Raw genomic sequence first — 13,785 nt, 5'->3', positions numbered from 1 at the left:
ATTTTTGAGGAATAATTTTTCCCTAAAGATAAATGAGTAACTGGTTTAAGCGCAATGGCATTCACTTTGCCATCTTCGGAGTTTTTTTAGCAATTTGTTTCCTGTATTTTACACCTGCTTTTCAGGGTAAAACATTAGGACAAAATGACGTAACAAGAGCCCAATCCACCCAAAAGGAAATTATGGATTACCGGGCCAAAGGTGAAACCATTTTATGGACAAACCAGATTTTAGGCGGTATGCCTGCGTTTCAGATCTGGGCACCGTATTCCAGTAATATCACCTCACACATCGTTTCTACGCTTAAAGCCGTATTTCCAAGCCCGGTTGATACCGTGCTGCTTTTATTGGCCGGCGCTTATTTCCTGTTTAGGGTGTTAAGAGTAAATCCGTGGCTTTCTGCTACAGGTGCGGTAGCTTTTACCTTCTCATCCTATAATATTATTCTTTTGGTAGCAGGCCATGCTAACCAGGCTTTTGCCATAGCATTTTTTGCACCTATTATAGCCAGTATAATACTCACCTTACGTGGCAGACATTTGCTTGGCGGCTCGCTCACGGCATTATTTTTAGCTTTAGAGATTAGAGCTAACCACATACAAATGACGTATTACTTAATGCTTGCCTTGTTTATACTGGTGGGCATAGAGCTTTACCATGCTGTAAAAGGCAAAACGCTTAACAGCTTTGTTAAATCTGTTGCTTACCTGGCTGGCGCATTATTACTGGCAGTGGCTGTAAACGCTTCAATTTTGTGGAGCGCTTATGAGTATGGTAAAGAAACCATTCGTGGCAAATCAAACCTTACCAAAAACACTACCGAACCGGCTGAGGGTTTACCTAAAGATTATGCTTATGCCTGGAGCCAGGGTGTAGGCGAGTGTATTACCTTTTTAATACCAAATGCTTACGGCGGCGCCTCGGGGTTGCGAGAAATTGACCCAGCAAAGTCGGAGATCACCAAAGCCTTTACTTCCAGAAATGTACCGCAAGAACAGGCCGAGGGCATTGTACAGCAATTAGGTGGTGCAGGCGTTTCTACTTACTGGGGCGAAAAGCAGTTTACCGAAGGTCCGTTCTACTTTGGTGCAGTTATTTGCTTCCTATTTGTGCTGGGTTTATTCATCATCAAAAACCGCATCAAATGGTGGCTTTTAGGAACGGTTGTATTAACCATGCTGTTATCCTTCGGCAGGCATTTTCCGTACGTTTCCGATTTATTCTTCAACTACTTCCCACTTTATAACAAGTTCAGGGCTGTTGAGTCTATACTGGCTGTCGCCGGTTTGTGTTTCCCAGTTATGGCGATTTTAGCCATACAAGAGGTTATTCAATCAACCGATAAGACAACATTATTAAAAAAGGCATTCATTGCCTTATATATTGTTGGCGGTTTAACACTTCTGCTTATTGCGCTGCCAAGTGTGTTCCTGAGCTTCAGATCTTCTAACCAGCAAGACATTATTACTTACCTAACACAGGCGCTACAGGGCGACAGCGGGCTAGCTAACTCCATTATGACTGGTGTGGTAAATGAGCGGATTGCGATGGAACGTGCTGATGCGATCAGAACGCTGATTTTTATTCTTTTAACATTTGGCCTGGTTTGGGCTTATTTAAAGCAAAAACTTAATGCCACTGTACTTTCTGTGGGCTTTTTGTTAGTAGTGATGATAGATATGTGGCAGGTGGATAAACGCTATCTGAATACCGACAGCTTTACTGAAAAGCAGGATACCAAACAAATTCAACCACGGGAAGTAGATCAGTTTATTTTACGTGACACTGATCCAAATTATCGTGTTTTTGACATGACGCAGAGTATCATGCAGGATGCCTTTAGCCCTTATTTTCACAAATCTATTGGTGGTTATTCTGCTGCACGACTAAAGCGTTATGACGAATTAATTGAAAATCAGTTTAGTAAAAGCATTAACCACGATGTGCTTGATATGCTAAATACCAAGTACATTATTAATGCAGATCCAAAAACCCAGGCTGCGCAAATGCAGGCCAATGCAACAGCTTGCGGTCATGCCTGGTTTGTAAAAAGTATTAAATACGCAAAGGATGCCGATGAAGAAATGCAAGCCATTAGCAGCTTTGATCCTAAGAATGAAGTGATAGTTGACGAACGCTTTAAAAAAGTAGCCGAAAGCAAACCACATGCCTTAGACCCCAACGCTACAATAAAATTGACCAGTTACAACCCCGATCATTTGGTTTACGAAACCGGCTCACAAACTGAGCAGGTGGCTGTTTTTTCGGAGATATATTATGATAAAGGCTGGAAAATGCTGATAGACGGCGAAGAGAAACCCTACTTCAAAGCCGATTACCTGTTGCGTGCAGCTCAAATACCCGTGGGTAACCATAAGGTAGAGTTTGTATTTCATCCGGCATCTTACTACACCGGCGAGGGCATATCACTGGCCAGTTCAGCGCTGCTGGTGCTGATTCTAGGCGGTGCTGTTTATATGGAAAGCAGAAAGAAAGGCCACGCCATTAATCAAAAAGCATAAAACTAAAAAATTATAAAGAAAAAGGGATAAGCCATTGGCTTATCCCTTTTTCTTTATAAAATAACAGTTAGTAACTTGTATATGTAGTAGCATGCAGATAGCATCAGCTTAAACGACAGGCAATTACATCACCGCCTTAACTACAATATAAGGCGATAACGATTTACTTTCAATAGGGATAACCTTGGTAAACACTTTGCCGGCTAACCATAAACCTTTTAAAAAAGCCCTGGTCACACTGCTTTGCTGTTTCATGTTCTCGAGCCAGATGGAGTAGTGCCCATAGTAATAAGCCTCAACATTTTTTAGTCCTAACTGCTCACAGTAATCGGCCAGAAGGGCCGGATTCATGCTGTTAATGTTATGCTTGTTGTAGTTATCCATATCATACCGGCGCTGCACCCATCCGTTTACACCGGTAAAGTTGGGCAAAGTGATAAACAAGGTACCGCCGGGTTTCAGGAACTGCAGGTGACGGCTGATGATATCCTTAGTATCATTAAAATGCTCAATTAAGCCGCACGATAATACCAGGTCATATTGCTGATCTGGCTGGTACTTGAACAAGTCACCCTCAATAACTTTAACGTCCTGCTCATGGAGCTGGTTAGCAGTCAGCACCTCTTTTAAAATGGGCTGGTGCACATAAAAATCAAATAAGGTGGTATCCAGACCAAAATACTTTTTCAGAAATATGGCGTAATAGCCAGGAAAGCCACCCAGCTCAATGGCCGTTTTAATCTTATTATCGGCCAAAAGCTGTTTCAGCAGCTTGTTAAAAGTATAATTAGCCGGCACCTGAAAAGCCAGGTCAGTTTTTGATTCCCAGTAATTTGCCCAGAATTTACGGTCGGTGAGTTCGTTGCTCATTTAGATTGCAAAGAAAAGATTTTTAAGCTGATAAAACACAGCACTTTTCATATTGCGCGATTTAAGTGGCATGCTGTTACGATAAAATGTATTTTTGAAGCATGCTAAAAGTGGTGCATATTAATACGTACGATGGTAATGGTGGCGCTGGCCGGGCCTGTTTACGCCTGAACAAGGCATTGTTAGCTGAAAATATTGATTCGAAAGTAATAGTGCACTATAAGTTCGGCAAAAATCCGTTGATACTCACCTTCAATTCAACGGCTGTACAAAAGGCGTACACTGCGGCTACTATTGTACTAGAGCGTATTATAGCGAAACGGTTGCTAAAACCTTTAAAGCGTACACCCTTTTCATTTACCTGGTTTGGTCGCTCGGTTATTAACCACCCGGATGTTAAGGCGGCAGATGTGATACATTTACACTGGGTTAATCATAGCTTTTTAAACCCTAAGCACCTGGCCGAACTTGCAACGCTGGACAAACCCATTATCTGGACCTTCCATGACAGCAATGGCTTTACCGGCGGTTGCCATGTGCGTTATACCTGCGATCACTTTGTAAGGCAGTGTGGCTATTGCCCCCTGCTCAAAAAAGCAGACGCAGATGATGCCTCGCATAAAATATGGCAGCAAAAGCATGATGCGTATCAACAGTTAAAATTTAACGTTATAGCGCCGAGCAACTGGATGCTAAATTCGGTTTTGGTAAGTAGCCTGATGCAGGATAAGCCGGCTATACAAATACCTAATACGCTCGAAACCGATGTGTTTAAGCCGGCCGATAAAGTCTGGGCAAAAGAACAATTGGGCTTGCCAAAAGATAAATTCATTTTTTTAACGGGCTTTATGCCCTCGCGTAAGGATTTGCACAAAGGCACCAGTTATTTGCTGGAGAGCCTGGAGTTACTAAAAGAGAAATTGGGTGTATCTGCTGATAAAGTGGAGCTGGTTGTTTTTGGTAATCGGAATGCCAAGGATGTACCAGAATTTTCTTTTAAAACCAACTTTTTAGGTACCATAAATGATGATGCCAGGCTAGCTATGTGCTATGCAGCGGCAGATGCGTTTCTGATACCATCACTCGAGGATAATTTACCTTATACTGTTATGGAAAGCCTGGCCTGCGGCACGCCGGTTGTTGCATTTACCACGGGGGGAATACCCGACATGGTTGAGCATCAGCAAAGTGGTTACTTAGCCGAGTACCGCTCATCAAAGAGCTTTGCCGAAGGCATGGAGTGGATCTTAACTCATCCTGATAAAGCAAGTTTGCAAAAACAAGCGCGTAACGCAGTAATAGAAAGGTACTCTGAAAAAGTGATTGCACAAAAGCACCTGCAACTATACCAGCAGGTGGTCAACAAGCCGGAGGCGGGAGGGCAAAATGTTTAGGCCGAAGCTTAGCGTAATTACTGTAGTTTATAACAACGTTAGGGATATTGAACGTACGCTTCTTTCGGTTATTAATCAAACCTATGATAACCTTGAGTACATTGTGATAGACGGGCAATCGACCGATGGCACGCTTGATATTATACACCGGCATGAAGGCCGGATTACCAAATTAATAAGCGAAAAGGACCAGGGAATTTATGATGCCATGAATAAAGGTCTTGCGCTGGCCACGGGCGACTATGTGTTATTCATGAACTCCGGCGATGAGATTTACTCGAAAGAAACGGTAGCTAATGTGTTTGCCACCGCCGATAATGCCGACATCTACTACGGTGAAACCGAAATGATAGACAGCAATGGTAACAGTTTGGGCCGCCGCCGCCATGAGGCACCAGAGCAGTTTACCTGGCGCGATTTTAAATATGGCATGAGCATTAGTCATCAGGCCATTTACATTAAAAAGTCCTTAACCCAACCCTATAATTCGCAATATCAGCTTAGCGCCGATATTGATTGGATACTGCAAGCCGCTAAAAAAGCACGTCATATTGTAAACGTGCATGCCTATGTGGCTAAATACCTGGTGGGCGGTATGTCAAAAAAAAAGCACAGGCAAAGCCTTTTGGAACGTTTCTCCATTATGCGCAAGCATTATGGGTTGGTGCCAACGGCCATCAATCATGTAATTATTGCTTTTAAATTGGGTGGGTACTGGTTAAAGCACAGAAGAACGAATGATTAAACCGGCTTGCTGCTCATGAGCCACAGGCTCAATTAATTCTTCAAATACTTATCGCGCATTTGCATAATAAACCTTACCCCTCTTTGCCATAAATTACCTTTTCGTGTTTTCAGGAACTGTTTAATGGCTTGGTACGCCTGCACGTTTTCTTGTAGCGCATCCGGAAAATCGGTAACGGGCTGGCGTGAGATATTAACCTGGTAAATGTCCTCATTGTTGGAGTGCACGCCGGTACCATCATGACCTATATTTTGTATAAGTGATTGTGCGGGGTTTAGCGTTAAGCCATTTTTGAGGAAGATAGATGCATACCATCGTATAGCCCATGAGTTATTTTTACCGGCTTTAAATTGCTGCATTTGTTTCCAGAAATTCATGGTTCCCTCTATCGAAAACGCATTAATCTTCGACTTATCGAACTGCTGCATCAGCGTATCCACATTGGGTTCAAAGTGCTGCCAGGCACGTGCCCAGGTAGCCCAGCCCCAGCTGGTTGCCGCGCGGTAAAAAAAGGTTTGCGGCAAGTTAGGTGCTTTTAAATTATACATGTAAGCGCCTATGTGCATCACTTTTTCATCAGTAGAATAACGATCCAGCGCTTCGTTAAAATATTGTAATGTGTAGGGTGATGATAGCAGGTCATCTTCAAAAACTATTACCTTGCCGTAATCATTAACCAATTGCGTTACCCCGCTGATAATGGAATTAGCCAATCCAATATTCTCAGTCCGTTCTATCAGTTTAACTGATTTAAAACCTGTGATAGTTTTGGCCAGCTGCCTGATCTGTTCCACCTTTGGTTTATCGGCCTCTGTTTTTGGCCCGTCCGAAAAGATAAACAAGCGCGAATTCTCCGCCAGTTGGTTTTTTTGCAAATAGCTTAGTGTACGGCGCGTATGCTCGGGCCGGTTATATACAAACAGGGCTATAGGAGCCAGATTTTGCATTTAAGCGTCTGATTAAAATATTTCGGTTTGCTGATTGGTTTTACTGCAAAGCACCGTATAAGCATTAGCCAACTGTTCTTGCTTCCTTTTGCCCATTAAGTTACCCATAGCGTTCTTTACCGCATATTCGGCTTTAATTTTCAAGTCAGTTACAAAACTTTTAGGCTTTTTCAGATTTATATAAGCGTTAAATTGGGTAACCTCAGGCTCAATCATCGAAGTCAGATCCTTCATAATCTCAAAGCCCTCGGTACGCAACAAATACCTTAAGGAGGTGGGTGTATAAACGTTGATATGCCCGTAAGCCAAGAAGTGCTTAATGCGGTCATCAACGTTAGTTTTATAATCGCGCGGAACTTCAATTACGCACATTTTGGCTACGCGTTTCAGCTCCCTCAGCAGCAAACGCTCGTGTTCCACATGCTCCAGCACGTGTGATAGAATGATAAGGTCGACGCTATCATCAGGGTAAGGTAAATGGTAACCATCAAACACCTGCACCGATTTTAAACTTTGAATCTGGCGCGATTGGATATAAGACACACCGCTCTCTGAAATTTCGACAGCATGATATTCAGGTGCAAAGTTTTTTTCTGAAAGTATCTTGAGTATGCTGCCATCGCCTGCACCTACCTCCAGCACTTTGTTGAAAGTAAAGCCCTGGCAAACGTCAATAATATGCTGCGCTTTGTACTTAGCGCCCAGCATACGCCAGGCTTCGTCATGGGTCTTATAAAACTCGTCGTAAGCGGTCTTTACATTGCCGCTCAGTTTATCATCAGCCATAGGTTAAATACCTAAACAGTTGTCAACTTTATAAAATACAGTGGTGCTTTTGTAGTAAAATAATCCCGGCGATATACCACTAAACGGTATCTGCTTAAAGCCTTTATCAAGTAAGTGGTTGATACCATCACGGTATTCAGGCCGTTCTGAGTCATCCAAAACAATCACACCATGTTCTGAAAGCGCTTCAACAGCTTGTATGCAGCAGTTTACGCGGTCGCGGCCGTCTACAATAATAATATCAAATTCTTCGCCAAGCTTTACCGGCATACGGCAATAATCGCCGTCGCGCTGTAGTTCGCAATAAATCAGTTCGGCATTATCAGGCTTACCGGCGCTTATCTTGTCAAACCACTCCTTATCATGCTCAACCGATACCACTATGCCCGTACGCTGTGCATAAAAAGCGGTTGAGTTACCCGATCCAAACTCAAAAACGGCATGCTCAGGTTTCAGCCTGTCTTTTATAAAATCAATAAAAGAGTACGTAACCCAGGGGATAGGGTTACCATTGCCATCTACCGGCGCTTTTTTATCAAAGGCATTGAACCAGCCAATTGTATTCAGGTAACCTTTTTCATTGTAGGACAGCAAGGCCTTTAAGCGCTCGGGCTGCTTGAGTATGTTTATAAGGGCGGTAAATTTGCTCAACGTTTAGTAACTTTTTGAAAAAGTGAAATTAAGAATAAAGATTTTAACATCATTATGCCTTGCTTATTTACTTTAGGAATAGCCAAAATAAAGAACGCAGCGCTTGCATAAGCTATCAAGGTGGCTATGGCAGCCCCCATCATGCCCATTTTAGGTATGAGCAGTAAATTCAGCACAATGTTAACAATGGCGCCAAAACCGGTGCGGATAAAAGTAAGCTTGTTCAGGTTTTCGGCAATAAGATACTGCCCGCTGGCTGCTCCCAAAAACACAAACACGCCCGACCATATATGCACCGATAGCACCGGTGCAGCATACGCATACTCTGGCTTGTAAAGTTTATAAACAAGGGGCGATGCAAAGGTAATAACTAAAGCAGCCGGCACGCTCAGGTAAACCATCAGATCATAAAGGTTCTGTATTCGTTTTTTATACCGCTCGGGGTCATCCCGACGGGCATTCAGGATAGCCGGAAACAGCGACGACACTACGACGGCTGGCACAAAGTTCCAGGCTTCGCTTAGCTGAGCTACTGTAGCATAAGCGCCCGATTCTTTTACGCCAATAATATTTTGCAGCATCAGTTGGTCTATCTTCATATACAACGCCACCATAATGCCCGATATAATGAGGGGCCACGAGTAACTTAACAACTTTACTGCAAGCGGCTTATTAAACGACCAGTTAAATATGTTACGCTGCTTACGCTGATAAGTAAAAAAGTAACCTGCAGACAACAGCACCACATCGAGCAAGTAAGCGTATACAAAATATACCATAGGCGTCTTGAGGTAGATGAAGCTAATTTTGATAGCGGCCGACACTAGGTTACCCGCTACCTGCACCTGCATAATGTATTTAGACTGAACCTGCGACTGGAAATAACTATCAATTACATTAAATGCCTGGGCCACGCCAATAAACGACAGGATGAGCACATAATGATAAGGTGTAGCCCGGGCGGGATAAACTTGATAAGCCAGGAACATTAACGGTATACAGACAAAGCCTGAGATTACTTTAAGCCAGAACGAAGTACCCAAAATAGTATCGCGCTGTTCGGGGAACTGGTGTAGCTCCTTGATAATGAATTGATCGAGACCCAGGGTAGCAATGGCCGAAAAGAAGTAGATGTAAACTGTTCCGCCTGTTACAATACCGTTATTAGTAGGTTCCAGGTAATTGGCTATTTGGATGCTTACAATCATTTTTATGAGTAAGCTGCCAATACGGCCAATAAACAGCATCCCGGTATTCTTGAAATACTTTTCTAAAGCTTGCTGATCAAAACCTGGAATATTGGGAATACGCATATATTGTGTGCAAATGTATAAAATGTATACTTACAACCTGTGCATTAACTGCTTTAAGCCGCAATGCATACTTATTTTGTAAATAATTGCTTTAATTTGGAAGAGTACAATACTCCAATAATTCTATAAAAAAACATGATACCCGATCATCCAGATTTCAGACCGCTGCACTCCTACTCCCAGGATGGGGAAGATATGCTGCTCCGTCCGTTGCTTATGGAACATATTAAAGACTATGACACCTACAAGGGCTTTTTTGTGGATATAGGCGCGCATCACCCCTTTCGCTACTCTAACACCATGCACTTTTATGAACAGGGCTGGCGTGGTATAAATATTGAGCCCACTCCTGCTGCTATTGAGCTTTTTAACCAATACCGCGAGCATGACATTAATTTAAACGTAGGCATAGGCGCCGAACGTACCCGGCAAACCTTGTACTGCTTCAACGATTCGGCTTTTAACAGTTTTGACCAGGTAGGCTCACAAAGCCGCCACGCTGATACCAGTCCTTATCACATTGTTGAAACTGCCGAAGTGGAAATTTATCCTTTAGCGCAAGTACTTGAGGAGAACCTGCCGGCAGGCCAGGTAGTAATTGATTTTATGAGCGTAGATGTTGCAGGCCTTGATATAAGTGTGCTGCGATCTAATAACTGGGAAAAATACCGTCCTAGCTTTGTATTGGTTGAGGATGTGGACGTAAATTTTAGTCACCTGGATGCATCTGAAGCTTACAGCTTTTTAGCTGAACAAGGCTACCAAATGGTGAGCAAAACGCCGCGCACCTTAATATTTAAGCAAACACTAAGCCGGTAAACCAAAGGCATAAAAAAGCAAACCCCGGACTTAATGCCGGGGCTTGCTTATGGATATATAATAGATGCCTAAATCTAGTTAGGCAGACTGGAACTTCTTAGCGTTAATCTTTCTTTCGTTTTCGTTCAGATAGATTTTGCGCATACGAATGCTCTGAGGAGTTACCTCAATGTATTCATCAGCCTGTATGTATTCCATTGATTCTTCTAAAGAGAATTTGATAGCAGGTGCAATACGCACGTTGGTATCACTACCAGATGCGCGCATGTTGGTTAACTGCTTGCCTTTAGTTAAGTTAATAACCAGGTCATTATCACGAATATGCTCGCCCAAAATCTGGCCTTCATAAATATCAACACCCGGCTCTATGTGGAAACGACCACGATCCTGCAACTTATCTATAGCAAATGCAGTTGTTTTACCAGTATCCATTGATACCAATACACCATTCGCACGGCCAGGAATAGCTCCTTTCCAAGGCTCGTAAGCTTTAAAGCGGTGGGCCATAATAGCCTCGCCACCAGTAGCAGTTAATACGTTGTTACGTAAACCAATAATACCACGGGCCGGAATTTCAAATTCTAAGTGCTGTAAATCGCCTTTAGGCTCCATAACCAAAAGATCGCCTTTACGCTGTGTTACCAGCTCTATTACCTTACCGGCAACATCACCAGGTACGTCAACTGTAAGTACCTCAATTGGCTCACATTTAACACCGTCAATCTCTTTAATAATAACCTGTGGCTGGCCAACCTGTAACTCATAACCTTCGCGGCGCATGGTTTCGATCAGTACTGATAAGTGAAGAATACCACGACCATAAACCAGGTATGAATCCGGAGACTCAGTTTCCACAATTTTAAGGGCCAGGTTTTTCTCCATCTCTTTGTACAAACGATCGCGCAGGTGACGTGAGGTTACAAACTTGCCTTCTTTACCAAAAAACGGTGAAGTATTAATGGTGAAGAGCATGTTCATGGTAGGCTCATCGATATGGATAACTTCCAGTTGTTCTGGTTTCTCAAAATCGGCAATGGTATCGCCAATGTCGAAACCTTCAATACCAACAACCGCACATATATCGCCCGACTTTACTTCGGTTACTTTAACTTTACCTAGACCTTCAAAAGTGTAAAGCTCCTTAATTCTTGATTTTTGAATAGTGCCATCGCGTTTCACCAAAGATACCGGCTGGTTTTCTTTAATTACGCCACGAGCCACACGACCAACAGCAATACGGCCCACGAAAGATGAATAATCTAACGAAGTGATTTGCATTTGTAAAGTACCCTCGCTGATAGGGGCCGGTGGAATGTTAGCCAGGATAGCATCCATTAAAGGGAAGATATCATCGGTTTTAACTTTATAGTCGGTGCTCATCCAACCTTGTTTTGATGAACCGTAGATAACCGGAAAATCCAGTTGCTCTTCGGTAGCATCCAAGTTAAAGAACAACTCAAAAATTTGTTCATAAACCTCTTCCGGACGGCAGTTTTCTTTATCTACTTTGTTTACAACCACAATTGGTTTTAAGCCTAAAGCCAAAGCCTTTTGGGTTACGAAACGAGTTTGTGGCATGGCGCCTTCAAAAGCATCACACAACAATAAAACGCCATCGGCCATTTTTAACACACGCTCAACCTCACCGCCAAAGTCGGCGTGACCAGGAGTATCAATAATGTTGATCTTTACGTCTTTATACCGTACCGATACGTTTTTAGAAACGATGGTAATGCCCCGCTCGCGTTCCAGATCGTTATTGTCCAGAATCAGCTCGCCGGTCTCCTGGTTATCACGGAAGATGGCGCAGCTATGAAGGATTTTATCAACCAAAGTAGTTTTACCGTGGTCAACGTGTGCTATAATAGCAATATTACGAATTTGATTTTGCATGAAATATGCCTCTTGAATTTTGCGCAAAGATACGTTTAATTTATGGCAATTAAAAGCATTCTCAGCTTTTTACAATACTTTGAATATTAGCTATAAATGAGCATGTTAAAGTATCATTATCATATAATAAACAGTTGTAAACTTACCCGCTAAATGCCCAGCACAAAAACTTAGGCATTGCCTTAGCCCAGGTAGCTGCATTGTGTTCGCCGCCCACCATTTCGAGGTATTGAATATCGCTGGGGCGCATGTACCCCTTAGCCTCCAATTCTTTTACGAAATCTATAGTATCGTCAATCGAGTCAATAATGCCGTTTTTGTTGCGGTCGGCTGTTTCATCAAGCGTACCGGTCTGTAACCAAAATTTAAGCTCAGGCTTATTTGCTGATTCGCGGACCATTTGATGCGCTATGCGGTCCATATCGGTATAACCGTCAGCCAGATCCTTACTGCGCCACCAGAACGAGCCGGAGAATACGCCCACTTTATTAAAAACATCTGCACGGTTCCAGGCAATATCAAATGCAGATAACCCGCCAAGCGAAAAACCCGCATAAGCCGTTGTTTTAAACGCCTGCAGGCCAGTTTCCAGGTAAATAGCCGGCAAAAGCTCTTCCACAATAAACCGGGCATATAAACCCGCTTTTGAGCCTCGCATTTTAAAATCAGGCTGGTCTGCCACACCATATTCTTGAATGCGCTCTTCGCCGGCATGTATGGCTACTACCAGTAAGGGATCAATGCCACTGCGTTCGTATTGAAATTCAAGGATTTCTTTCAGCTTTAAATTCCCAGCATCCTGTCCGTCATTCAACAAGAGCAGGCTTTGCGGCGCAATATCATCAGTTGAGTAAAGGGTGCATTTCACTTCGCGGTTAAGCAAAGCCGAGGCTATATGGAGGCTGGTTTCGGTAACGGTCATGGTTTCGGGCCAGGCAGTATACATATTCAATTAATTAATGGGGTTACAAAAGTACGTGCTTTTAACACTTATACACAATTATTACGCTTATTGTTGCCCAAATCAAACAATCGGCCTATCTTACAACTTAAATAATTATAGCTTAACTAAAATTGACTGAACAATATCACCGCTGGTACTCACAAACCCTTAATCAGGACATGGAAATGCTGGTGTTTGGCACCCGTGGCTATCCGGTTATCCTGTTTCCAACCTCAATGGGCCGCTATTATCAGAACAAAGATTATGGCCTGATTGACAGCGCACGCTGGTTTATAGACAATGGCCTGGTGAAAATTTACTGCCCCGACGCTATAGACCTGCAAAGCTGGTACAATAAGGGCATTCATCCGGCCGACCGCGCCCGCAACCATGCCCGGTACGACCAGATGTTACACAACGAAGTAGTGCCCTGGGCTATGCACGAAACCGGTATAGGCAAGGTGTGCGTAGCGGGTTGCAGCTTTGGTGGCTACCACGCAGCCAATTATGCCTTTAAACACCCTGAACGAGTTGACCACATGTTTAGCATGGGTGGTGCTTTCGACATCAGGATGTTTACCGATGGGTATTATGACGATAACATCTTTTACAATAATCCGGTAGATTACCTGCCAGGCAGTAACCATCAAGACCTATGGCGTATGAACATTATTCTGGGTACGTCAGACCGTGATATCTGCAAAGAGTATAACTACCAGCTTTCAAATATTCTAAATCAAAAACACATTAATCACTGGCTGGATGTAAGACCATTTGCCGAGCACGACTGGCCCATCTGGAAAGAAATGTTTCCGCATTATTTATCAACCATAAGTTAATAGCGATACTAGAATAAGAGCCAGCGTCAAGATTTAAAACAGGTTTAAAAAACAGAAAGCTTA

General features: G+C 43.0%; 12 protein-coding genes. 5 read left to right on the top strand and 7 right to left on the bottom strand.

Annotation, left to right across the window (positions count from 1 at the left end):
* Nucleotides 1-32: 32 nt before the first annotated feature.
* A complete protein-coding gene (locus tag ABDD94_RS04575; protein ID WP_345954872.1) occupies nt 33-2,522 on the top strand; it encodes a YfhO family protein in 2,490 nt (829 codons plus the stop codon).
* Nucleotides 2,523-2,645: 123 nt separating this feature from the next.
* On the opposite strand, the gene ABDD94_RS04570 is transcribed toward ABDD94_RS04575, so the two are convergent.
* A complete protein-coding gene (locus ABDD94_RS04570; RefSeq protein ID WP_345954871.1) occupies nt 2,646-3,392 on the bottom strand; it encodes a methyltransferase domain-containing protein in 747 nt (248 codons plus the stop codon).
* Nucleotides 3,393-3,493: 101 nt separating this feature from the next.
* Here ABDD94_RS04570 and ABDD94_RS04565 point away from each other — a divergent pair, with 101 nt between their 5' ends.
* Together ABDD94_RS04565 and ABDD94_RS04560 are read left to right on the top strand one after the other, a co-directional pair.
* Nucleotides 3,494-4,786, top strand: a complete 1,293-nt coding sequence (locus tag ABDD94_RS04565) for a glycosyltransferase (RefSeq protein WP_345954870.1) — start codon at nt 3,494-3,496, stop codon at nt 4,784-4,786.
* A complete protein-coding gene (locus ABDD94_RS04560) occupies nt 4,779-5,531 on the top strand; it encodes a glycosyltransferase family 2 protein (RefSeq protein WP_345954869.1) in 753 nt (250 codons plus the stop codon). Before ABDD94_RS04565 ends, ABDD94_RS04560 begins: the two co-directional genes overlap by 8 nt.
* A gap of 32 nt (nt 5,532-5,563) precedes the next feature.
* Here ABDD94_RS04560 and ABDD94_RS04555 read toward each other — a convergent pair whose 3' ends face one another.
* The 4 genes from ABDD94_RS04555 to ABDD94_RS04540 are packed head-to-tail and all read right to left on the bottom strand — an operon-like array spanning nt 5,564 to nt 9,228.
* Nucleotides 5,564-6,478, bottom strand: coding sequence for a glycosyltransferase (locus tag ABDD94_RS04555; protein ID WP_345954868.1), 915 nt, complete (start codon nt 6,476-6,478; stop codon nt 5,564-5,566).
* 12 nt (nt 6,479-6,490) lie between these two features.
* The gene (locus ABDD94_RS04550; protein WP_345954867.1) at nt 6,491-7,264 is read right to left on the bottom strand and encodes a class I SAM-dependent methyltransferase; all 774 of its coding nucleotides are present in this window, start codon (nt 7,262-7,264) and stop codon (nt 6,491-6,493) included.
* A gap of 3 nt (nt 7,265-7,267) precedes the next feature.
* Nucleotides 7,268-7,915, bottom strand: a complete 648-nt coding sequence (locus tag ABDD94_RS04545) for an FkbM family methyltransferase (protein ID WP_345954866.1) — start codon at nt 7,913-7,915, stop codon at nt 7,268-7,270.
* Nucleotides 7,912-9,228 carry a flippase gene (locus tag ABDD94_RS04540; protein WP_345954865.1) on the bottom strand — a complete coding sequence of 439 codons (1,317 nt, stop codon included), beginning with the start codon at nt 9,226-9,228 and terminating at the stop codon, nt 7,912-7,914. Before ABDD94_RS04540 ends, ABDD94_RS04545 begins: the two co-directional genes overlap by 4 nt.
* Nucleotides 9,229-9,363: 135 nt before the next feature.
* Here ABDD94_RS04540 and ABDD94_RS04535 point away from each other — a divergent pair, with 135 nt between their 5' ends.
* Complete coding sequence (locus ABDD94_RS04535) at nt 9,364-10,047, top strand: FkbM family methyltransferase (protein ID WP_345948722.1); 684 nt, start codon at nt 9,364-9,366, stop codon at nt 10,045-10,047.
* Between the two features lie 78 nt (nt 10,048-10,125).
* On the opposite strand, the gene typA is transcribed toward ABDD94_RS04535, so the two are convergent.
* Nucleotides 10,126-11,940 carry a translational GTPase TypA gene (gene typA / locus ABDD94_RS04530; protein WP_345948723.1) on the bottom strand — a complete coding sequence of 605 codons (1,815 nt, stop codon included), beginning with the start codon at nt 11,938-11,940 and terminating at the stop codon, nt 10,126-10,128.
* Nucleotides 11,941-12,082: 142 nt separating this feature from the next.
* Complete coding sequence (locus ABDD94_RS04525) at nt 12,083-12,886, bottom strand: alpha/beta hydrolase-fold protein (RefSeq protein WP_345954864.1); 804 nt, start codon at nt 12,884-12,886, stop codon at nt 12,083-12,085.
* Nucleotides 12,887-13,014: 128 nt separating this feature from the next.
* Between ABDD94_RS04525 and ABDD94_RS04520 the strand changes: the two genes are divergently transcribed.
* Nucleotides 13,015-13,722, top strand: a complete 708-nt coding sequence (locus ABDD94_RS04520; RefSeq protein ID WP_345954863.1) for an alpha/beta fold hydrolase — start codon at nt 13,015-13,017, stop codon at nt 13,720-13,722.
* Nucleotides 13,723-13,785: the final 63 nt, after the last annotated feature.

The sequence above is a fragment of the Mucilaginibacter sp. PAMB04168 genome (assembly GCF_039634365.2).
GTDB lineage: Bacteria > Bacteroidota > Bacteroidia > Sphingobacteriales > Sphingobacteriaceae > Mucilaginibacter.
This window is presented reverse-complemented; position numbering and strand designations above follow the sequence as displayed.

Bases quoted from the DNA above. Each gene is read 5' to 3' on its own strand.
- ABDD94_RS04575 (WP_345954872.1), top strand. From the start codon at position 33: ATGAGTAACTGGTTTAAGCGCAATGGCATTCACTTTGCCATCTTCGGA.
- ABDD94_RS04535 (WP_345948722.1), top strand. From the start codon at position 9,364: ATGATACCCGATCATCCAGATTTCAGACCGCTGCACTCCTACTCCCAG.
- ABDD94_RS04540 (WP_345954865.1), bottom strand. From the start codon at position 9,228: ATGCGTATTCCCAATATTCCAGGTTTTGATCAGCAAGCTTTAGAAAAG.
- typA (WP_345948723.1), bottom strand. From the start codon at position 11,940: ATGCAAAATCAAATTCGTAATATTGCTATTATAGCACACGTTGACCAC.
- ABDD94_RS04560 (WP_345954869.1), top strand. From the start codon at position 4,779: ATGTTTAGGCCGAAGCTTAGCGTAATTACTGTAGTTTATAACAACGTT.
- ABDD94_RS04525 (WP_345954864.1), bottom strand. From the start codon at position 12,886: ATGTATACTGCCTGGCCCGAAACCATGACCGTTACCGAAACCAGCCTC.
- ABDD94_RS04570 (WP_345954871.1), bottom strand. From the start codon at position 3,392: ATGAGCAACGAACTCACCGACCGTAAATTCTGGGCAAATTACTGGGAA.
- ABDD94_RS04550 (WP_345954867.1), bottom strand. From the start codon at position 7,264: ATGGCTGATGATAAACTGAGCGGCAATGTAAAGACCGCTTACGACGAG.
- ABDD94_RS04555 (WP_345954868.1), bottom strand. From the start codon at position 6,478: ATGCAAAATCTGGCTCCTATAGCCCTGTTTGTATATAACCGGCCCGAG.
- ABDD94_RS04565 (WP_345954870.1), top strand. From the start codon at position 3,494: ATGCTAAAAGTGGTGCATATTAATACGTACGATGGTAATGGTGGCGCT.